Annotated in this window: 16 protein-coding genes; 11 read left to right on the forward strand and 5 right to left on the reverse strand. The window is 64.1% G+C overall.

Going from position 1 to position 20,772, the window contains the following annotated elements; genetic code table 11:
• Positions 1 to 175 precede the first annotated feature (175 nt).
• The 5 genes from AC56PL_RS04310 (at position 176) to AC56PL_RS04330 (ending at position 3,747) form a co-directional block, all read left to right on the forward strand.
• Positions 176 to 424: a hypothetical protein gene (locus AC56PL_RS04310; protein WP_497153085.1), complete on the forward strand. Its 249-nt coding sequence runs from the start codon at positions 176 to 178 to the stop codon at positions 422 to 424.
• 216 nt (positions 425 to 640) lie between these two features.
• Entirely contained in the window at positions 641 to 1,867 is a 1,227-nt protein-coding gene (locus tag AC56PL_RS04315; RefSeq protein WP_495515148.1) for an AI-2E family transporter, read from the forward strand.
• 83 nt (positions 1,868 to 1,950) lie between these two features.
• A complete protein-coding gene (gene ychF / locus AC56PL_RS04320) occupies positions 1,951 to 3,030 on the forward strand; it encodes a redox-regulated ATPase YchF (protein WP_495515149.1) in 1,080 nt (359 codons plus the stop codon).
• Positions 3,023 to 3,379, forward strand: coding sequence for a zinc ribbon domain-containing protein YjdM (locus tag AC56PL_RS04325; RefSeq protein ID WP_497153086.1), 357 nt, complete (start codon positions 3,023 to 3,025; stop codon positions 3,377 to 3,379). The genes ychF and AC56PL_RS04325 overlap by 8 nt, the downstream gene beginning before the upstream one ends.
• Before the next feature lie 26 nt (positions 3,380 to 3,405).
• Positions 3,406 to 3,747: a DUF1801 domain-containing protein gene (locus AC56PL_RS04330; protein WP_497153087.1), complete on the forward strand. Its 342-nt coding sequence runs from the start codon at positions 3,406 to 3,408 to the stop codon at positions 3,745 to 3,747.
• A 17-nt stretch (positions 3,748 to 3,764) separates the two neighbouring features.
• Here AC56PL_RS04330 and AC56PL_RS04335 read toward each other — a convergent pair whose 3' ends face one another.
• From AC56PL_RS04335 to AC56PL_RS04345, 3 genes are all read right to left on the reverse strand, one after another.
• Entirely contained in the window at positions 3,765 to 4,745 is a 981-nt protein-coding gene (locus AC56PL_RS04335; protein ID WP_497153088.1) for a pseudouridine synthase, read from the reverse strand.
• Between the two features lie 64 nt (positions 4,746 to 4,809).
• Entirely contained in the window at positions 4,810 to 5,895 is a 1,086-nt protein-coding gene (locus tag AC56PL_RS04340; RefSeq protein WP_497153089.1) for an SDR family oxidoreductase, read from the reverse strand.
• 441 nt (positions 5,896 to 6,336) lie between these two features.
• Positions 6,337 to 7,734: a cation:dicarboxylate symporter family transporter gene (locus AC56PL_RS04345; protein ID WP_495515154.1), complete on the reverse strand. Its 1,398-nt coding sequence runs from the start codon at positions 7,732 to 7,734 to the stop codon at positions 6,337 to 6,339.
• Positions 7,735 to 7,839: 105 nt separating this feature from the next.
• Between AC56PL_RS04345 and AC56PL_RS04350 the strand changes: the two genes are divergently transcribed.
• The 5 genes from AC56PL_RS04350 (at position 7,840) to AC56PL_RS04370 (ending at position 15,807) form a co-directional block, all read left to right on the forward strand.
• Positions 7,840 to 9,405: a sensor histidine kinase gene (locus AC56PL_RS04350; protein WP_497153090.1), complete on the forward strand. Its 1,566-nt coding sequence runs from the start codon at positions 7,840 to 7,842 to the stop codon at positions 9,403 to 9,405.
• Positions 9,402 to 10,094 carry a response regulator gene (locus AC56PL_RS04355; RefSeq protein ID WP_497153091.1) on the forward strand — a complete coding sequence of 231 codons (693 nt, stop codon included), beginning with the start codon at positions 9,402 to 9,404 and terminating at the stop codon, positions 10,092 to 10,094. The genes AC56PL_RS04350 and AC56PL_RS04355 overlap by 4 nt, the downstream gene beginning before the upstream one ends.
• A gap of 288 nt (positions 10,095 to 10,382) precedes the next feature.
• Positions 10,383 to 11,597 (forward strand): HNH endonuclease signature motif containing protein, encoded by a 1,215-nt coding sequence (locus tag AC56PL_RS04360; protein WP_497153092.1) that lies wholly within the window; start codon positions 10,383 to 10,385, stop codon positions 11,595 to 11,597.
• Positions 11,598 to 12,019: 422 nt separating this feature from the next.
• Positions 12,020 to 14,089: a heavy metal translocating P-type ATPase gene (locus AC56PL_RS04365; RefSeq protein ID WP_497153562.1), complete on the forward strand. Its 2,070-nt coding sequence runs from the start codon at positions 12,020 to 12,022 to the stop codon at positions 14,087 to 14,089.
• Between the two features lie 77 nt (positions 14,090 to 14,166).
• On the forward strand, positions 14,167 to 15,807 hold the full coding sequence (locus tag AC56PL_RS04370) for a hypothetical protein (protein WP_497153093.1): 1,641 nt from the start codon (positions 14,167 to 14,169) through the stop codon (positions 15,805 to 15,807).
• Between the two features lie 338 nt (positions 15,808 to 16,145).
• Here the strand turns inward: AC56PL_RS04370 and AC56PL_RS04375 are convergent, their stop codons facing one another.
• Positions 16,146 to 16,436 carry a hypothetical protein gene (locus tag AC56PL_RS04375; RefSeq protein WP_497153094.1) on the reverse strand — a complete coding sequence of 97 codons (291 nt, stop codon included), beginning with the start codon at positions 16,434 to 16,436 and terminating at the stop codon, positions 16,146 to 16,148.
• Positions 16,437 to 16,578: 142 nt separating this feature from the next.
• Positions 16,579 to 17,958, reverse strand: a complete 1,380-nt coding sequence (locus AC56PL_RS04380) for an NAD(P)-binding protein (protein WP_497153095.1) — start codon at positions 17,956 to 17,958, stop codon at positions 16,579 to 16,581.
• 359 nt (positions 17,959 to 18,317) lie between these two features.
• Here AC56PL_RS04380 and AC56PL_RS04385 point away from each other — a divergent pair, with 359 nt between their 5' ends.
• Positions 18,318 to 20,744: a glycoside hydrolase family 31 protein gene (locus AC56PL_RS04385; RefSeq protein WP_497153096.1), complete on the forward strand. Its 2,427-nt coding sequence runs from the start codon at positions 18,318 to 18,320 to the stop codon at positions 20,742 to 20,744.
• Positions 20,745 to 20,772: the final 28 nt, after the last annotated feature.

The following is a 20,772-nucleotide window of genomic DNA, read 5'->3' on the forward strand; positions in this document are numbered from 1 at the left end:
AGCGGAAATCGGACGCGACAATTCGAGCGTCTGGAGGCTGGACAGCACCCGGAAATTATGCTGTGGCACAGATCACACTGCGTATCGAGTCCAGTCTGGGACTAACGTCCCGGATTTAGACTCTTTCCGCAGGAAAACGGGGACAAGGCAGGGATGAGCGTGCCAGGGTGGTCACATGTACGTAACACGATGGGGACGCAAAGAAGCGCCGTTGTCGCAATTCCCCGGTTGGGGTGTGGAGATCATGATGGGTCTCTACGGCGAACAGTCGGTGCGATCGGCGATCGAAGCGGAAAAGGGTCTGTCCACTGCGCCGGCGATGACCGCTGAGGTGTGCGATCAGGCCGGGGATCCGAGTGCGCTGCAACGCGATGACGATGCCGCCGGTGGAAAGCTCCGCTGGCTGCAACGCCGCCGCGGCTGAGGCAACTACCGGGACTTGACCGCGCCGAGTGTCGCGCCGCGAAACTCGGCGAGGCGCTGCGAGCACTGTTCCTCGGATGCGTAGAGCCCATCGCGCGCCGTCGGGTCCGGAATCCTGCACGCCGTGGTCGAGGATGGCGCAGTCAGGCGTAACGCATCTGATGGCGACTCGGCAGGTCGAAGTGTGTCCGGACGAGCGGCATGTGAACATCAACGCATGGCAACAACACCTGCGGGCGAACCGGGCGAGAAGCGGCCCGAGAATGAGAAGACGATTGTGTCCGGCGCGCAGGACACGACGAAAAAGAATCGCGGCAAGATCATCGGGGAGGGCGGCCAGTGGCTGGCAAAGCACGCCCTCCGTCTGATCCTGATCGCGGGCGGCGCATGGGTGCTGGCGTGGATCATCGGCGAGGCCTGGGTCGTCTTGTTGCCGACGGTGCTGGCGATCATCGTCTGCACGGTCCTGTGGCCACCGGTGCGCTGGCTCCGGAAAAAGGGCGTCGGCCCGGCGACGTCTTCGCTGCTGGTGCTCTTGCTGGCCATTGGGGTGGTGGCAGGCATCATCAGCGCGATCGCACCCTCGATTGTCGACCAGTCCGGTGATCTGGCGTCACAGGCCATCGACGGCGTCGAAGAGATCGAGGAATGGTTGCAGGGACCACCGTTCCGGGTCAGTGACGAGCAGCTGAACACAGCGGTCGACGCGATAACCGACCGAATCCAAAAGTCCAGCACCACCATCGCCTCCGGCGTCTTCACCGGTGTCACCACCGCGACGTCGGTGCTCATCACATTGTTCACGGTCCTGTTCCTGACGTTCTTCTTCCTCAAGGACGGACCGAAGTTCCTGCCCTGGTTGCGCCGGACCAGTGGCGCGCCGGCTTCTGAGCACATCGCAGAGGTGCTGTCCCGGATCTGGGCGACGCTGGGCGGCTTCATCCGTACACAGGCCCTGGTGAGCATGATCGACGCGGTACTCATCGGCGCCGGCCTGGTGATCCTCGGGGTGCCGCTGGCCTACGCGTTGGCGATCATCACGTTCTTCGGTGGTTTCATCCCGATCGTCGGTGCGTTCGTCGCCGGTGCGCTCGCGGTGCTGGTGGCGCTGGTCGGCAACGGCCCGTGGACCGCCTTGATCGTGCTCGGCATCATCGTCGCGGTGCAGCAGCTCGAGGGCAATGTGCTCCAGCCGTGGTTGCAGTCGAAGTCGATGAATCTGCACGCGGCGATCGTGCTGTTGTCGGTGACGGCCGGTGGCACGCTCTTCGGCATCATCGGTGCCTTCCTTGCCGTCCCGGTGGCTGCGGTGGTGGCAGTCGTGTTGCGGTACCTGAACGAACAGATCGGGATCAGGGCAGGCGAAACAGTGGTCGCCAACGGCAAGGACGCCAAACTCGTCCTTCCCGATGGCAACGGCAACGCAGAACCCGAGACGAGCTAGCGGCGCCGACCAGCGGCCCCCAATCGGGCCGCTGGTCGTACGGCCCGCGGGTGACTTGCGGCGGCGAACTAGACTGGCTGCTCGTGAGCCTTACCCTCGGAATCGTCGGATTGCCCAACGTCGGCAAATCCACCCTGTTCAACGCACTGACCAACAACGATGTGCTGGCTGCGAACTACCCGTTCGCCACCATCGAGCCCAATGTCGGTGTGGTTGAGCTGCCCGATTCGCGGCTGAACCGCCTGGCCGAGATCTTCTCTAGCGAGAAGATCCTGCCTGCGACCGTGTCGTTCGTCGACATCGCCGGCATCGTCAAGGGTGCGTCCGTTGGTGAAGGCATGGGCAACCAGTTCCTGGCCAACATTCGTGAGGCCGACGCCATCTGTCAGGTGGTCCGGGTGTTCTCCGACGACGACGTGGTGCACGTCGACGGTCGCGTCGACCCGGTCTCCGACATCGAGGTGATCGAAACCGAGCTCATCCTCGCCGACATGCAGACGCTGGAGAAGGCGCTGCCGCGGCTGGAGAAGGAATCGCGGAAGAACAAGGAACTCGTCGAGGTCCTCAACGCGGCTCAGGAAGCTCAGAAGGTTCTCGACTCGGGCAAGACGCTGTTCTCGCAGAAGGATTCGCTGGACTTCGCGAAGCTGCGTGAGCTGCATCTGATGACCACCAAGCCGTTCCTCTACGTGTTCAACGCCGACGAGTCGGTGCTGACCGATCCCGAGCGCATCGCAAAGCTCAAAGAGCTTGTGGCGCCTGCCGATGCGGTGTTCCTCGACGCCAAGGTGGAGAGTGAACTACTCGAGCTCGACCCCGAAGATGCCCAGGAACTCCTGGACTCGATCGGCCAGGACGAGCCCGGCCTGCATGCCCTGGCACGCGCCGGCTTCCACACCCTTGGTCTGCAGACCTACCTGACCGCCGGACCAAAAGAGTCCCGCGCCTGGACAATCCACAAGGGCGACACCGCTCCCAAGGCTGCAGGCGTCATCCACACCGACTTCGAAAAAGGCTTCATCAAAGCCGAGATCGTCTCCTTCGCCGATCTCGACGCCGCCGGTTCGATGGCTGCTGCCAAAGCGGCGGGCAAGGTCCGGATCGAAGGCAAGGACTACGTGATGGCCGACGGCGACGTGGTCGAGTTCAGGTTCAATGTCTGACGTTCTTCCTCCGTGTCCGGAGTGTGCGAATGAGTTCGCGTACGAGTCCGGCGCGTTGCTCGTCTGTTCGATGTGCGGTCACGAGTGGGCGCCCGGTGCGGACGATGCTGCTGATGTTGGTGGCGTCGTCACCGATGCTGTCGGGAACGTCCTCGCCGATGGCGACACCGTGACCATCGTCAAAAGCCTGAAGGTCAAAGGTGCCGGCGGTGGGGTGGTCAAGATCAGCACCAAGGTACGCAGCATTCGGCTGATCTCCGATGGAGTGGGCGACCACGACATCGACGCGAAGGTGCCGGGCTTCGGGCAGATGCAGTTGAAGTCGAGTGTGGTGAAGAAGGTTCTCTGAGGAGGGCTTTCCGTTACCGTGGCCCCATGGGCGACGATTGGCGGGTATCCCGGGTCGACGAGGTGAGGTCATTGATCAGGCAGGCCGAGCCCGACGTCGTCGAAGAAGCAAAGTGGCGCAAGGCCTCGAATCCCGATGGCGTGCCGACGTTCTCGCTCGACGGCCTCATCTGCACAGTCGAGACCTACAAGGACAAGATCAAGGTGACCTTTGCCAAGGGCGCCTCCCTGCCGGACACGGCGAAGCTGTTCAACGCGAGTCTCGATGCGGGGGTCCGGCGCGCGATTGACATCGGCGAGGCGGATGCACTCGACGCCGATGCTTTCGAGGCGTTGGTCCAGGCCGCAGTCGCGCTCAATCGGGGTTAGCGAACTGTCTGAGCGCGTCAGTGCTCCGGGATGGGCGCTTCGCTCAACGTCCGGCGGGTGATGAAGCGTCGTGGCTCACCCGACAGGGGATCGGTGAATTCCAGTTCCCGTGCGAGCAGTTGCATGGGCAGGGCATGGTCATCCGGTTCCTCGGTGAGCAGATCGGGATACCAACTGTCGCCGAGGATTCCGATGTCGAGTGCGGCCAGGTGTGCCCGCAGCTGGTGCTTGCGGCCGGTGTGCGGACGCAGGATCGTGTGCAGCACAGCGCGTCCGGAGGCGCTGACGCCGTGGCCCCGCACCTCGACCACTGTCTCGGCGTTGGGCTCGAGGAGGTCATCGATGGTGACCCGCAGTTCGCCGCGCCGCGCCGCGATGTGGTTGCGGTAGACGACGGGAACTGTGCGCCCGGCGATTGTCGGTGCGTCCGGGTCCCACCCCGGCGGCAGCGCCGACACGGCCTCGTAGACCTTCGTGACCCGCCGTTTCTCGAACAGCGACTGGTAGGCGCCGCGGGTGGCGGGCCGGGCCGAGAACATCAACAGGCCGGCCGTCGCCCGGTCGAGGCGATGGATCGGCGTCAGGTCCGGATTGTCGAGGCGCGTCCGCAATCGGATGAGCGCAGACTCCCGCAGATACCGCCCGCCCGGGGTGGTCGGCAGGAAGTGCGGCTTGTCGATCACGACGAGATCGTCGTCGACGTGCAGGATCTCTTCCCGGAACGGCACCGGTTCCTCCGCCGGTAGATCGCGGTAGTACCAGACGAAGGGGTCCGCGCCGCCCAGCGCCGTGCCGCGACCAATCGGACTGCCGTCGGTGCCGACGATCTCGCCGTCATCGAACCGGCGGTACAGATCGACGGGGTCCAGGTGGTCGAACGTCGCGACCATGAACTCGGCGACCGTCGTCCACGGCCCGGACGTGGGGATACGCAGCCTCGTCGGTCCGACGCCGTTCTTGACGGGTAGGGGTGCGGGCATCGGCATGTGTGCCATCATCGCACCGACCTCCGCAGCAGGCCCATGAACATGGGTCTGCTGCGGTCGTCTGCGCCTGACGACATCACCTGGCGGGCAGGATGCCGGACTCCCGATAGCGGCTGACCTTGTCGGCAAAGCTCTCTACCGTGGAACGGAAGCCGAGGAACCCGGCCTGCTTGCTCTTGTTCATGTCTGTCAGGCACTCGATGTCGCGACCGAGGTCACTGTCTGTATGCCACCACGACGCGAGCCGTCCCACGTCCGGCTCGGCAAGGCCGTACCGCTGCGCGATCTTGGCCCATACCTCCGGCGCATCGCCCATTCTGTCGTCGAGCGGTCGCGGCGACTGTTCGAACCCGACGGGCTCCACTCCGAACATCTCGGCCACCTGAGGCCACAGCCAGCGCCACCGGAACACGTCGCCGTTGGCGATGTTGAAGGCCTCGTCCTTGCCGTTGGGATCTGTTGCAGCCCAGAGCATCTGTTCACCCAGAAGATCCGCGTCAGTCACATCGGTCAACCCGTCCCACTGCGTTTTCGATCCGGGGAACACGAACGGTGCCCCGGTTTCGCGGCAGATCTCGGCGTACACGGACAGGGTCAGCACCATGTTCATGGCGTTGCCAACGGCATAGCCGAAGACGGTGTGGGCCCGGTGCACACTCCAGCCGAAACCGTATCGCTCGGCGGCGGCAAAGAGCTCGTCTTCCTGGGCGTAATAGAAGTTCGGAGTGTTCAGCCGCGGCTCGTACTCGTGAAAAGGAGTATCGGCCATGACGCCGGTCGCATAGTCGTCGAACGATCCGAGGTAGTGCTTGAGTCCGGTCAGGAGTGCAACGTGGCGTACCGAGTCCTTGTCTCCCAGTACACCCAGGACGTTTCGAACCGTAGCGCTGTTGACCTCGATGTTCTTTTCCTCGGAGTCCTGCTTCATCCACGCGGTGAGGAAGACAATGTCCGGTCTGACATCGGCCAGCGCCTCCGTCAGTGACCCGGGATCAAGGAGATCCGCGGCAACCGGAATGACACCATCCACCGGATTACGCGGTCCCCGCGCCAAACCGTAAGTTGTCCAGCCATTGTCAACCAGCGCAGCGCTGATGGTCTGCCCGGCGATTCCGGTTGCGCCTACGACGAGGGCAACACCGGGCGTGCTGTTAGAAGTCATTTGATCGATCCAATCCGAGATCTGCCGCCCACGAGGACCCGACCCACTCGACGAACATTGAACTCAGCGTTCTCGGATGCGGTTTTACGCGTCTGGCTCACTGCGGAACCCGTAGACGAGCATTTAAGGCGTGCTGGCTGAGAAGATCTCAACAGATCCACTGTACATGCGAACGCGCCGGACTGATTTGGCACACATGGTATACCTGATTCGGCACCACTTCTACTTCGCCGCAACAGGTTTGGGGATAGTTCCGAGACCATCCCTGCAATTCGCTCCGCTGAACCGCATGTGCTCCTGGAGTATCTGAAACCAAGCGGAGCGGATTGCCATCGGAATGAACGCGGTCGTGACCGGGACCCGGATGGTGTTAGGGGAGAAGGGAATTGGTTCTGCGCCGCGGCTCCCGGAGGGAACCGCGGCGCAGCGTTGTCGATCGCCTCAGGCAGTGACTACCGTTTTTGCAGTGGTCGAGTCGTCGGTCTTGTCCCAGCGGTCGTCTCCGTCGTCGACCATGGACAACTCGTCGAAGGGATCCTTGCCGGAGAGGACATTGCCGACCTTCTCCATGTCGACGGTCTTCGTCCAGGAGCCGACGAGAATCGTTGCGACGGCATTGCCGGAGAAGTTGGTGACCGCACGGGCCTCGGACATGAACCGGTCGATGCCGACGATCAGACCCACTCCGTCGAGGAGTTCGGGACGGTGGCTCTGCAGGCCACCGGCGAGGGTGGCCAGTCCGGCGCCACTGACCCCGGCTGCGCCCTTGGAGGCGACGATCATGAACACCAGCAGCGAGATCTGCTCACCGAGGGCGAGCGGGTCACCCATGGCTTCGGCGACGAACAGCGATGCCATCGTCAGGTAGATCGCGGTGCCGTCGAGGTTGAACGAGTATCCGGTCGGGACAACCACGCCGACGGTGGTGCGCTGGACACCCAGATGTTCCATCTTGGCGATCAACCGCGGCAGGGCCGACTCGGACGACGAGGTGGCGAAGATCAACAGGTATTCGCGGGCCAGGTAACGGACCAGCTGGAAGATCGAGACTCCTGAAACCAGACGCAGCAGCAGGCCGAGGATCACGAAGACGAAGATCGCGCAGGTCACGTAGAAGCCGAGCATCAGGGTCAACAGCTCGGTGATCGCGCTCCAACCGGTTTGGCCGACCACGTTGGCGATGGCGCCGAATGCGCCGATCGGGGCGAGCCACAGGATCATGCCGAGCACCTTGAACACGACCTTCTGGATCAACTCGATCGCCCGCAGGATCGGGTCGCCGTTGCGGGTGGGCAGAGCCTGGATCGCGAAGCCGACGAGCAGAGCGATGAAGAGGGTCTGCAGGACGCTGCCCTCGGTCAATGCCGACAGCATCGAGGTCGGGATGATCGACTGGATGAAATCCATGGTGCCGCCGGCTTCGTGGGCCTTGTCGGCGAGTTCTGCGCCGGTGCCCATCTTGGATGGATCGATCGTGAGCCCGCTGCCGGGGCTGAGCAGATTGCCAACCACGAGCCCGATGGCCAGCGCCACCGTCGACATCAGCAGGAAGTAACCGAACGCCAGGCCACCCACTTTGCCGACCGTTGCTGCCGCCCGCACCGAGCCGATGCCCAGGACGATGGTGCAGAAGATGACCGGGCTGATCATCATCTTGATCAGGCTCACGAACATGGTGCCCAGAACACCGAGGTCCTCGCCTACACCGGGGGCGACGAGTCCGACGATCACACCTGCGAACACCGCGATGATCACCGCGATGTACAACCAATGCGTCCGGTCACGCCGCTTTGGAGCCGGTGGCTGCTCTTGTGTCGGACGGTCTTCTGTCGTTGTCATGATCGACTTCCTTTGTGAAGCAGCGAGGAACGGGTTTGAAAGAATGGTGTTCGCCAAAGTGAGCGAGGTCACGGTTAAGTTCATTTCGTTCAGGCGGAGAGGTCGATGACGAGATTGGTGCCACGCTCTCTGGCAGGTCAGGCCATCGTGTTGCAACTCGTGGTTGTCGCGGTGATCGTGCTAGCGGGGAGTGCACTGGCTTTGCTCGACGCCCGCCGAGACAGCGACTCGGCAGCGCGCCAACAGGTCCTCGGTATCGCCAGTACCCTGGCCCAGTCGAACTCGACGGCAGCGGCAATCGCATCGGGTACCGCGCCGCAGATCCTCCAACCGGTGACCGGGCGCATTCGCGAGGACACCGGGATCGGATTCATCACGATCATGGCGCCCGATCGGACCCGCTTCACCCACACCAACCCGGCCCTCATCGGCCAGGACTACCTGGGCACCATCGGACCGGCGCTGGAAGGCCGAACCTTCACCGAGGTCTACACCGGGACTCTCGGGCCCTCCGTCAGGGCGGTGGCCCCGGTCCGTTCGTCGTCGGGGGAAATCATCGGCCTGGTGTCGGCGGGTATCACCCAGCAGACTCTCGGGCAGCGCTGGCGGGACGAGCTTCCGCAGATCATCCTGGTCGCGCTCGCCGCATTGGGGGTGTCACTGATCGGGATCTGGGCGATCGGGCGACGGTTGCTCCGGCAGACCCACGGCCTCGGACCGACCGAACTCCAAGTGATGTACGAGCACCACGACGCGATCCTGCACTCGGTCTCGGAGGGACTGATCGTGCGCGACCGCCGCGGTGTCGCGTTGGCGAACGACGAGGCCCGGCGCTTGCTGTCCCTGCCGTCGGGCGAGATCGACAATGAGTCTCTGCCGCTCTTCTTGCGCTCCTACTCTCCCGGTGCGCGCGACGAGGTCCACGTCACCGGCGACCGGGTGCTCGTGGTGAACCGTTCTCACGTAGCCGGTGAGCGGTCTCCCGACACCGAGGTCGTGACCATCCGGGACCGCACCGAATTGCAGGGCGCGCTGGGTGAACTCGACTCGATGAAGGTGTTTGCCGAATCGCTACGCTCCCAGGCCCACGAATCCGCGAACCGGTTGCACACCATCGTGACGCTCGTCGAGATGGGCCGCGCCGATGAGGCCGTGAAGTTCGCGACCACCGAGTTGGAACTGTCCCAACGTCTGGTCGACCGTCTGTCGGAAGCCGTCGGCGAACCCGCGCTCGCGGCGCTGTTGCTCGGCAAGAGCGCCCAGGCCGACGAGCGGGGTATCGGCTTCACCATCACCGATGACACCGAATTGTCCTCGGACGCAGAAGAAGTGCTGCTGTCAGGGCCAGAGCTGGTCACCGTCGTCGGCAATTTGATCGACAACGCTTTCGACGCCTGCGATCGGGACGATCCGTGGGTGGAGGTCACGGTCCGTCTGGACGGGGACGACCTGCTGATCCAGGTCGCTGACAGCGGCCACGGCATGGACCCCGCGGAGTTCTCAAAGGCGATGCAGCGCGGCTATTCGACGAAGGGCGGGAGTGAGCACGGGCGGCGTGGACTGGGTCTCGCACTGGTCGCCCAGGTCGTCGATCGGCACCGCGGCACGCTCACCGCGGAGATGACATACGGTTCGGTCGTGACGGTGCGCATCGGTAAGGCGGCGCGATGATCAACGTGCTCATCGTCGAAGACGAACCATTGATCGCCGAGGCTCACGGCACCTATCTAGGGAGAATTCCCGGATTCACCGCGGCTGCGCTGGTCCATACCGCCCGGGATGCAATGCAGGCCGCCGTCGCGGCATCGGTCAGTGGAGCCCCGATCGACCTGGTGCTCCTCGACATCGGCTTGCCCGACGCCACCGGCATCGACCTCGCGTCTGCGTTGTCCGGGCTACGCCCCGCGCCGGACATCATCGCGATCACGTCGGAACGCGATCTGCAGGTCGTGCGCGCCGCAGTCGCCAACGGGGCGCTGGCCTATCTGCTGAAGCCGTTCACCTTCGCGGCCTTTCGCGATCGGCTCGAGCGTTATCAGCGCTACCGCGCGGCCCTCCCGGCCGGTACCGACGCCGCCAGTCAAGCCGAGGTGGACCGCGCCTTCGCCGAATTGCGCACCGGCGCGGACCGATCCGCTGCGCCGAAGGGTGCTGCGCCGGGAACCGCAGACGAGGTGGCAAAGGTTGTCCGCGACACCGTCGGTGGCATCACTGCCGCCGACGCGGCCAAGATCGTCGGGGTGTCGCGGGTGACGGCATGGCGTTACCTCGAACGGCTCGCCGAAGAGGGAACGTTGGTACGCCACACCGACTACGGCCACGCCGGGCGGCCGAAGATCCGGTATCAGTGGCGTCGTTGACCCGACTCACCAATCTTCGCAAGATTTGTCACACGGACCGGTTATCTTGCTCAGACCGGTCTGCAGGGACACCCGTGGTGATCTGCGTTGGACTGGTTCGAGTTGCTTCGGAAAACTATCTAAATCTGTTGTTGGTCAACAGGTTTCACCGAGATTTGCTTGCGAACATGCGTTCGAGTCGGTACGGTGGAGTCGGCGACCACAAGCACGACGTATCTGACGCCTTCCCCGCAGAGACGCTCCGGTCGACATCCCGGTTTACTCTTTGCTCTTGGAAGGTGCTGTGTAATGCGACTTCTCGATACGGTCGATTCGCTGGTTGACCTGGACACACCCGACGATCCCATCGTGGTACTCGATATGACCAGAGACCTGATCACCCTGCGTAACGCGACCGATCATCAACTCGCAGTGTGCGCTGCGATGATCGATGAATCCGGGATAGCCCGCAAGGATGGATCGACCACAGCAAAGTTGTTGCAGGCCAACGGGGCCGCCCCGGCCTCGGCGTACCGCTGGTTACGCATCGGCGCGGGTATCGCGGGGCTGGATCGGACGGCGGGCTATTCACGCGACGGGTTCCTGTCCTCCGAGCACGTGGATGCGGTGGTCAAGGGGGTAGCGCATATCGCCGACCGGTCCGAAGAATCGCTGACGGTCGAGCAGTGGGCCGGGTTTGAGCGGAAACTGTTGAGTCACGCCATTTCCGGTGCCCCACCGGCGGAGATCAGTGCGGTCGCTCGGGCGCTGGGCAATGAGATCGCTGCGGATACCGGTGGTCCGCCGCCGGCCGAAGACCGGTCACTGAACAGTCTGGAATACAAAGTCCAGGAGGGACGATGTGTCGGTACGTTCGACGTGGACGCGGTGATCGGGGAAAAGTTGTTCTCCGCGTTGGACTTGTGGTCCAGAGCGCGTCCGGAGCCGGATGGCTCGGATGACAGCCGCTCGCCGACTCAGCGTCGGGCCGATGCGTTGCACCAGCTGTTGGACTGCGGTGGTGGTGGTGGGCAAACACTGATCTCGGCGCCGCGGACCGAGGTGACGGTCACCGTTCCGGCGGACCACCCGCAGGCGGCGTCGCTGTCCTGGATGGGGCCGATCACCGAGGCGACCGCCGCTGCGTTGGCGTGTGATTCGTCGATCACCTCGGTCACCCTGGACGGTCAGGAGGTACCGATCGATCTGAGCCCGCCCAAACGATTGTTCAAGGGGTTGGTCCGCAAAGCAATCATTATTCGCGATGCCTGCTGCATCAAATGTGGGGCGAAAGCCGGCTGGTCGGATTGTCACCACATCGTGCACTTTGTCGATGGCGGCCTGACCACCCTCGACAACGGATGCCTGTTGTGCCGGACGTGCCATATGGCAGTCCACAACACCGACTGGGACGTGATCATGGGCTCCGACGGCCATCCCTGGCTGATCCCACCGGCCGATGTCGATCCGTTGCGAAGACCGCTACCGCCCTACAACCGCCGAACCCTGACCCTCGCGGCCTGAACCTCGCCGCCTGACTCAACCGACTCTCCACTCCCGCGCACCCGAGATCTTTCGGGACCGCGCATGCATCCTTGACAACTCCATAGTGTGAAAACACGGTGCTGCCGTCCAGGCAGCTGGGCGGCAGCACCGGTTGCAACGTGATCAAACTTCAGCGGCGCTTCGGGCACGAGTTTGGTGGGGTCGAGCAGGTCGACGTTTCTGGGAGGTGATCGGCGGTACGGCGCCGGATTCGGTCCAAATTTTCCTGCGATGCGTGACCGAAGGCCCTCCACAACGACTCCTGTCAGGGGTACACAGGGCTGATGGACCCAACACATGGGGACGGCGGCGGTGACCCGGGCGCCGAGGCGGCAGTCGGCCCGGCCGTCGATCACACCGACCATCACCCTGACAATTCAGTCCACGACGACGGTTCTGCCATGCATCCGGCCGGGCACGCCGATCACGGCGGTCCAGGTGGGCATGCTCATCACGTTGCGCAGTTCCGTCGCCTGTTCTGGATCATGTTGATCCTCGCCGTCCCGGTGGTGCTCTGCTCTCCGATGTTCGCCTCGCTGCTCGATTACGATCTGCCCGACTCCGAGGCGCTCGAATGGGTCTCTCCGGTGTTGGGCACGGTCATGTACGTCTGGGGTGGGCGCCCGTTCCTCACCGGTGGCGTCAGTGAGGTGCGCGCGCGCGCCCCCGGCATGATGCTGCTCATCGCGCTGGCCATCACGGTCGCATTTGTCTCTTCCTGGGCCGCGAGTATCGGAATCGTTGATCACGAGCTCGATTTCTGGTGGGAACTGGCGTTACTGATCGTGATCATGCTGCTCGGGCACTGGATCGAGATGCGTTCGTTGGCACAGACCACCTCGGCTCTCGATTCGCTCGCCGCGCTGCTCCCCGATGAGGCCGAAAGGGTCGACGGCGACACGACCGTCGTCGTGGCGCCGTCCGACCTGCAGGTCGGCGATGTGGTCCTGGTGCGGCCCGGGGCCTCCGTGCCCGCTGACGGAAAGGTGGTCGACGGTACGGCCGAGATGGATGAATCGATGGTCACCGGCGAATCGCGCACCGTTGCGCGCGGCGTGGGGGATACGGTGGTCGCCGGCACGGTGGCCACGGATTCCGGTCTGCGGGTGGAAGTTACGGCCATCGGGCAGGACACCGCACTGGCTGGGATCGGGCGGTTGGTCTCTGAGGCGCAGAACTCATCATCGCGCGCGCAGCGTCTTGCCGACAGGGCCGCGGGCTGGTTGTTCTGGTACGCACTCGGTGCTGCGGTGATCACCGCAGCGATCTGGACGGGTCTGGACAAGACCGACGACGCGGTTGTCCGCACCATCACGGTGCTGGTCATCGCCTGCCCGCACGCGCTGGGTCTGGCGATCCCGCTGGTCGTCGCGATCGCGACCGAGCGTGCCGCCCGCGGCGGGGTGTTGGTGAAAGACCGACTCGCGCTGGAGAGTATGCGGTCCGTCGACATGGTGCTTTTCGACAAGACCGGGACACTGACCAAAGGTGAGCCCACTGTGATCGGCCTGCACTCGGTCGGCGCGAACTCGGACAGCGACGTGCTCACTCTCGCGGCGGCCGCCGAGGCCGGCAGTGAACATCCACTCGGTAAGGCGATCGTGCGCGCTGCACAGGAGCGCGGCTTACCCATCCCGCCGGCGAAGGATTTCACTTCGGCTCCAGCAGTGGGTGTTTCGGCGACGGTAGGCGGACGTCAGATCCATGTCGGAGGCCCCCGTCTGCTGGAGAACCACGGGCGCGCCGAAGTCGACGTGGCGGCCGCATGGCGAGCGGACGGATCAATCATCCTGCACGTTCTGGCCGACGACGAACTGATCGGAGCAGTCCGCCTCGCCGACGAGATCCGTCCGGAATCCCGGCAAGCGGTCGGCGCGCTGCACGACCTCGGCGTGAAGGTGGTCATGATCACCGGGGATGCCGAGGCGGTCGCACGGTCGGTGGCGCAGGCGCTCGGTATCGATCGGTACTTCGCCGGTGTCCGGCCGGAGGACAAAGCATCCACAGTGCAGGAATTACAGCACGAGGGACACGTCACGGCGATGGTCGGTGACGGCGTCAACGATGCACCCGCACTGGCGCAGGCCGATGTCGGGATCGCGATCGGTGCCGGCACGGACGTCGCGATCGGCTCTGCGGGAGTGATCCTGGCGAGCGACGACCCGCGGTCGGTCATCTCGGTGATCCGGCTGTCCAAGGCCACCTATCGCAAGATGGAACAGAACCTTTGGTGGGCAGCGGGATACAACCTCATCTCGGTTCCGTTGGCAGCCGGTGTCCTGGCACCGATCGGATTTGTCCTGCCGATGTCGGTGGGCGCCATCCTGATGTCGGTGTCGACTGTTGTGGTCGCTCTGAACGCTCAGCTCTTGCGCCGTCTCGATCTGCGCCCGGAGGTGAGTGTCGGTACCGAATTGCGTGGCCACATGTACGAGTCGCCCTTGGACAGGACGGTCCGATCTGACGCCTGACAGCGACCAGCCACAGACGTACGGTTTCGGCACGTAGAACGGACAGCGAGCAGGGGACCCCATGGCATAGTGCTCGCATGCCCTGTTCTTTGGTCCGCCGCATCAACCTTCGATTCGCCGGGGCCGTTGTCGCGCTCGTGACAGTCGTCGGCACGGGCACCGCCATCGCATCGCCCTCTGCCATCGCCGGACCGGCGGGGTGTGTTCCGTTCGGGACTGCGCAACTGCCGCCGGGAGCGCCGTCCACCGGTGATCGCACCGGGTTGAACACCTTCGCCACGTACCGCGGTGCAAATGCCCCTACTCGTGTCGATCTGCGCACCGAGCGCACGCAGTTCAACCACTATTGGGAGTTCGCCCTCGTCGACGGGGAGCTGCTCACGCGACCACGGGATGCGGGCGCTCCCTGGCGGATTGTTCGGCTGCCGTCGTGTCTGAACGGCGCGATCACCGCCATCTCACTCGATGACGACGAGCTCGTCGGCATTGATCGTGACGGCTGGATCTACACCATGGACAACGTCACCCAGTCACCGTTGCTGTGGAATTGGACGTCGGGGTGGGGCGCGCTGCTGTGGCTGGGACCGGGTCGTACGCTGCCGGACACGCGGACCGGCGGGTGGGCGCTCAGCGTCACGTCGCCGACCGCGAACCGCGAGTACGCCGACATCGCCGGCCGCGTGCATCCCAGCGGTCAGGCCAAGATGACGATGATTCCAGCGCTCACCGGCGACGGTAGCCGCATCACCTACGCCGATCCGTGGCTACCCAACGACAACAGCTATGAGATCGGTAGCCCGCTGGGTGGACGCTTCCAATCGGTGTCGCTGTCGGCGGCGGCGTCCACCACCTTCGTGATGAACCGCTACGGCGACATGTACACGCGGACTTTCGATTTCGATTCCTCCGGGTCGGACTCGGTGTTCTTCCGCTACAGCTGGGAGCCGCAGACCGGTAAGCCGAGTGCGACGGACCTCAACCAGGAGACCTGGGATCGTTCGACGGCGGCGGTGCAGTTGCCCGCGCCGGATTGGACTCAACAACCGAAGGTTCCGGGTGAGATCACGTCCAGCATCACCGTGATCTCCACCGGACCAGGCGTCGAAAAGCGTGAGCTGCGAGTCGAAGGCCGCGACAACGGTCGTACCGGCTTCTGGCGTAAAGACATTCATGCCTCGTCATGGACGTTCGTGCCCACCGATTCGCCGCTGCAGGGCAGCCCACTCGAGAACTCTGCGGCCGATCGTTCCGCCGATACATTGGCCCCGCTCAAGCCGTGGAACCTGTCGGCGTCGCTGCCGTCGCGTGACGCCGCCGTCGATGGTCAGACACTGATCGACATCGGCCTGCCCTACAGCGTGGTCGACCCGCGGTTGCTCGACCAGGTGGGATTGCACGCCGGACCGTCTGGGTACCGGTTGGAGGTCGCGAACTTCGACCCCGCGGTGACCACGCGCGATGCGGTGGTCGTGACCGGGACAGGTGCCCGAATACCGGTGCAATTGCACACCGCGGACGGCATGCGGATGACGCCGGGCCACGTGGGCCTGACTTCGACGCCGCGCCATCTCATCGGTGCGATCGAGATCCCGCACGTGGCGTACACGCAGCGTGCCGACGACCCCGAGCTGGCGCAGTTCGTGAGCACGTGGATGCGCGGAAAGTCGATCGCACCGATCACCCTGAGTGCCACAACCTCTGATCTGGTGATTCGCTGACGATCTCTGTTCCTTGGGGGCGCACGCGTTGGGCGCAGCCGCTTACGCGGCGAAGGCTGTTTCACTCGCGAACCGATCACAATGGCCAACGCCGAGATTGCTGCGATCTGTCGAGCACATGCCGCAACGTGTGCGACTCGGAACACCAAGGACTTCGCTCACACTGGGGTCGAGCTGGTGAACCCATGGATTGCCTGACCACTCCAGTCGGCGACGCAGGGGAAATATTTCCTAACCGCCGGGACGCGGTTGAATTCCGTTGTGCGCCATAGCCGGGCCTGTCTTCGCCTTGCCACGCACTCATCGCTCCACCGGATCCAAGCAAGAAACTATCGCCACTAGGCGCCGAACTTGTGGCCCATCACGCGCTCATATTCACGTTCCCAGATCTGGACGCGGCGTCCGCAATAGATGCACCAACCGGCCATCGTCAGCAGCACACCTAGGAAGCACAACATCACCACGATATTGGTTGTGGAGTTATTGGCTGCGTAGACGTATGCCAATGCTCCGATCAGCATGACGAAGAGCACGATGAACACGGTCAAGCCGTAGAGCCCGCGAGAGCTGTAGATCACCCGCCCGGTGCGGCGGAAAGGAAATGGGGGTGGAGTGGGTGGGTTGGGCATCGTGCTCAAGCGTATGTCGCCGCACCAGACCCGAGTTCCGCGGCTCGGATGGAGCCGTCAGAATCTGAGATCGAGAAACTGTCGCTGCCGTAGTCAAGATACTGAGGCTCAGGATTTCGAGGAGAACCGGCGGAAGAGCCCCTCACACCAGGGAGGGCAGCCGGCGTGTGGCGTCGGCGACGTGGGTCACGAATCGCTCTACCCCCGACCGCACATGCGCGTCACCCATCCGCTCGACGAGCCCGCGCATCAGATTGAGGCGACTGCTGTCGATCCAGTGCTGGATGTCTGATTCGCTCTGCCAGATGCGGGCGCCGGCCCAGGTGCGGGTGAGCATGTTCGCCATGTCGGCCGAGGTGCTCGGGAACGGATTCGGCCGGGCCAGCCGGTTCTTCTCGGCATCGTCGTCGCGGTGCGCCTCGATGAAGCCGAGCAGTGCTGCGTTGAACGTGGGGGAGTTGTGGCGCACCTGCTGCAGCCGGATCGTGTCGCCGTCGAAGATCGGCGCCGCAGGCGAGGACGCGAGACCACGTGCGGAGCAGTCGACGAGGAGCGTGTCCGGCTCGGTCGGGATCTCGCCATCATCGAGCCGGATGTGGCTCGGGCCCACGGCGCGCACGTGCCCGCGCCGAACCACGTCCTCGATGCCTCGCAGCTCATCCAGCTCCCGCCGACTCAGCATCGTGCCCCGGTACATGGTCGGCTCCACGTCGGGATCGAGTCGCATCAGCCGGCCGACGTCCTCGAGCCGGCGGCACAGGTCGATGAGGTCGTGCGCCTGGGCGCCTGCCTCGGCCTCATCGGCCAAACCGTGCATGAGTGCACCGACCTGATCGAGCGGCTGCAGCCCGGCCCGGTCGTTGAACCACATGTCGCGCGGCCTGATCCAGCGGATCCGGTCGGCAGCGATGCCGTGATCGAGCAGCCAGAGGCCGGCATCCGCCGCCGTCTTGCCGCCGCCGATGACTGTGAACCGGCGATGGTCACCAGCCCGCTCCGGCAGCAGCCCGATCGGAACGAATCGAGCATCCGGCTCGACGCTGAACGACGGCGTGTGCGTCGCCGGCACGGAGGCCTCTTGATAGCGCGCGTCGACGACCCGTCGGCGCACCGTGACATCGGTGACGGCTCCGGTCACCGTGTCGCGGAGGTGTGCCACACCGTCGTTGCTGCCCACGAAGTCGTGTCGTCCCAAGAACGCGACCCGTCCGGACGGTGCGAGCCCTTCAGAGAGGACCCGCGCGAAGTAGTCCTGGATCTCGGGGCCGGACGCCTGCTCGTAGAATCCGCTGTTGCGGCCGGACTCGATGATCCGGTCTTTCCCGAGTGGTCTGGAACCGACACCGTAGTACGCCGACGGCGAATGCAGCTGTACGAACGGGTAGGTGTCGCGCCAGTGCCCGCCCACCTCCGTGCGTCGGTCGACGAGCAGCATCTCGGCATCCGATTCGTTCAGCAGGGAATCGGTGAACGCGAGCCCGCTGGCGCCAGCCCCCACGACCAGATAATCGGTGGTATTCACAGGACACCTCCTGCTCGGATTCTCCCACTGCCGGGCTACGGAGATGACGAAAATGTGCGCACAGGCGGATGGGCTCCGGCGTGGTCGACAGTTGGCGCGCGCGATCCTGGGCGAACTTCTCGCCGCCACTTGCTGACGGCGAGCGAGATTGCCGACGCCGCGACCAATGTGAACATGGTTGTAGCCAGGACGATTTCGAAGACTTCGACGCTCATGATTGACAGTGTGCAGGCGGCAAGATGCCGACACCATTGGCTGAAATGACAACATTCGAAAAGATTCAGCCACGGGTCTGTGGCCGCTGATCAGATTCTGTTGAAGCCGAGAATCGCCGCAGGTCCGCAGGTAGCCTCCGCCGTGTGGAAGACACTGGTGCACCGGGTGTGCACGCGGGTATCACCAGGCGACAGGCGATTGCGGGAATTGGTCTCACCGCAGCGGCGGGGGCTCTATCGGTATCGGGTGGCGCGGCCGCTGCCGACGCGATTGATCTGGTGGACGACGGCCAAGGTCTGATCACCGTTGGCAATGTTCGGCTGACCGTCATCACGCCGGGTCTGGTCCGGTACGAATACTCGCCGAACAGGCAGTTCGAGGATCGTCCGACGATGCTGGGCCATCACCGCGCCGCGCGGACGCCGGAGTATCGGGTGCTGCAGTCGGGAGATTCCGTCCGACTCGAGACCGACGCGATGGCGACGAGTTGTCCGGTGTCCCGGTTCGATGCCGGTGCGCCAGAGGTCGATCTGGCGCATTCGGGCGAGACAGTTTCTCCCGTATGGCTTTCGGATCAGTATGCGCCGGAAGTGACGGGCACCGTTTTTCTCGCCAATCTCGAAGTCTGGACCGCGTCGATCCCGCCGTTGCCGCCGGACAACTTCGGCGGCTGGCTGCGCTGCCTCGACTCGGTTCGTGGTGAGACGTCGCTGCAACCCGGACTGCTCTCGCGTGCCGGATGGTTCTTCATCGACGACACCCGGTCCGTCCTCGTTCCCGACGACGCGGACGTGTATGTCCCTCGCCGCAGCGCCTCGGGATACCGCGATGGATACATCTTCGCCTATGGCGACGACTACAAACAGGCACTTGCGGATTACCGAACCCTCTCCGGGGCAACGCCTCTGCTGCCGCGACAGGCATTCGGGAATTGGTTCTCGCGGTATGCGCCCTACGACGAGCGCTACTACCGCGCCGAACTGGTGCCGAAGTACAGGTCGGTGGGAGCATCGCTGGACGTGCTGATCATCGACACGGACTTCAAAGAACCCAACTCGTGGAACGGGTGGGGCTGGAATCGCAGGCTGTTCGCCGACCCGCAGCGGTTCCTGGCCTGGGCGCACCAGGTGAAGATGGCGGTCGGGCTGAACATCCATCCCAGTATCGCCGGCAACGACAGTCGTTTCGGTGACGCGTCGAGTCGGGCGGGCGGCACACTGCAGCCGGCACTGACCCCCGCGTCCCGGTTCTTCTCCGCGCTGGAACTCGACGTTGCCGGAGCATCGGGTCCCTCGTATGTCTGGGACCTGGGCAAGCGTGGCCATATTGATTCCTTTATGCGGCTGCATGATTCGTTCGAGACCGAAGGTGTCGACTTCTGGTGGCTGGACTGGATCATCGACGAGTCGTGTGTCGGAGCGGGTCCGGCAGAAATCGCTGACGATGTGTGGATCGCGCGGGCGTATGGCCGACGACCGAAAGCGTTGACAAACCGATGGCTACTCCTGGCCCGCAACGGTGCATCGTACTGGGACATGGTGGGTACCCGGCCGGGACCATGGGGCGGGCACCGGCACACAATCCACTTCACCGGTGACACCTATTCGACGTGGGAGACCCTCGCCTTCGAAGTGGTCTTCACCCACGCCGAAGGCAACATCGGTATGGGGTACGTGTCGCACGATATCGGCGGTTTCAAAGGCGACACCGATCCCGAGAGATACGTTCGCTGGATGCAATTCGGCGCATTCTCGCCGATCATGCGAATCCATTCCCAGAACATCGGCACCCCACGCCTGCCGTGGGAGTTCGCGCAGCCCTTCAACGATGCCGCCGCCGAGACCTTGCGGATAAGGTCGGCATTTGTGCCGTATCTCTACACCGCGGCCCGGGTGATGCACGACACCGGATTGCCGATGGCCCGTGGCATGTACCTCGACTGGCCAAAAGAGCAGCAGGCGTACGAGTTCCGCCATCAGTACATGCTCGGTGATGATCTGCTCGTGGCCCCGGTGGTGCGGCCGCGCAGTGCCGGTGGCGGGGTAAAACGTATCTGGTTCCCGGAGGGTAAGTGGGTCAACATCTTCGATGGTGCAGTGTTCGAAGGTCCAGCAATTCGAGATGTTGCTGTCACGCTGTTCGACATCCCGGTGTATGCGCGGGCCGGGGCCACCATCCCGACACTGGCCGGTGCGGCGGCCCCGGCGGCCGACAGTGCGGAACCGTTGTCGCTGAAGGTGTTCGCTGGTGCCAATGCTTCATCGCGCCTGTATCAAGACGACGGCCACTCGAGCGAGCATCTCGTGGAGGGGTACTCCTGGACAATGTTCAGCTGGGACGATGCCACCCGTGAACTCACCGTCGAGACGTCGTCGCCTGGGTCCGGCACCCGGACGCCCAGGCCGCCGATCCGCCGCATCGAACTGATCGGCGTCGACGCGGCGCCGACGGGTGTGCGGGTCAACGGAGTTGCGGTGGCGAACGGGCGGTGGCGCCACTTGCCAGAGAGACGGACCGCCATTGCCGAGGTGGGCATTCCGGACACTGCCGATCTCAGATCTGTGCTGTAAACGCCTTCGCTTCACAGCGACTGCTGCG

The sequence above is a fragment of the Williamsia sp. Y721 genome (genome assembly GCF_059683565.1).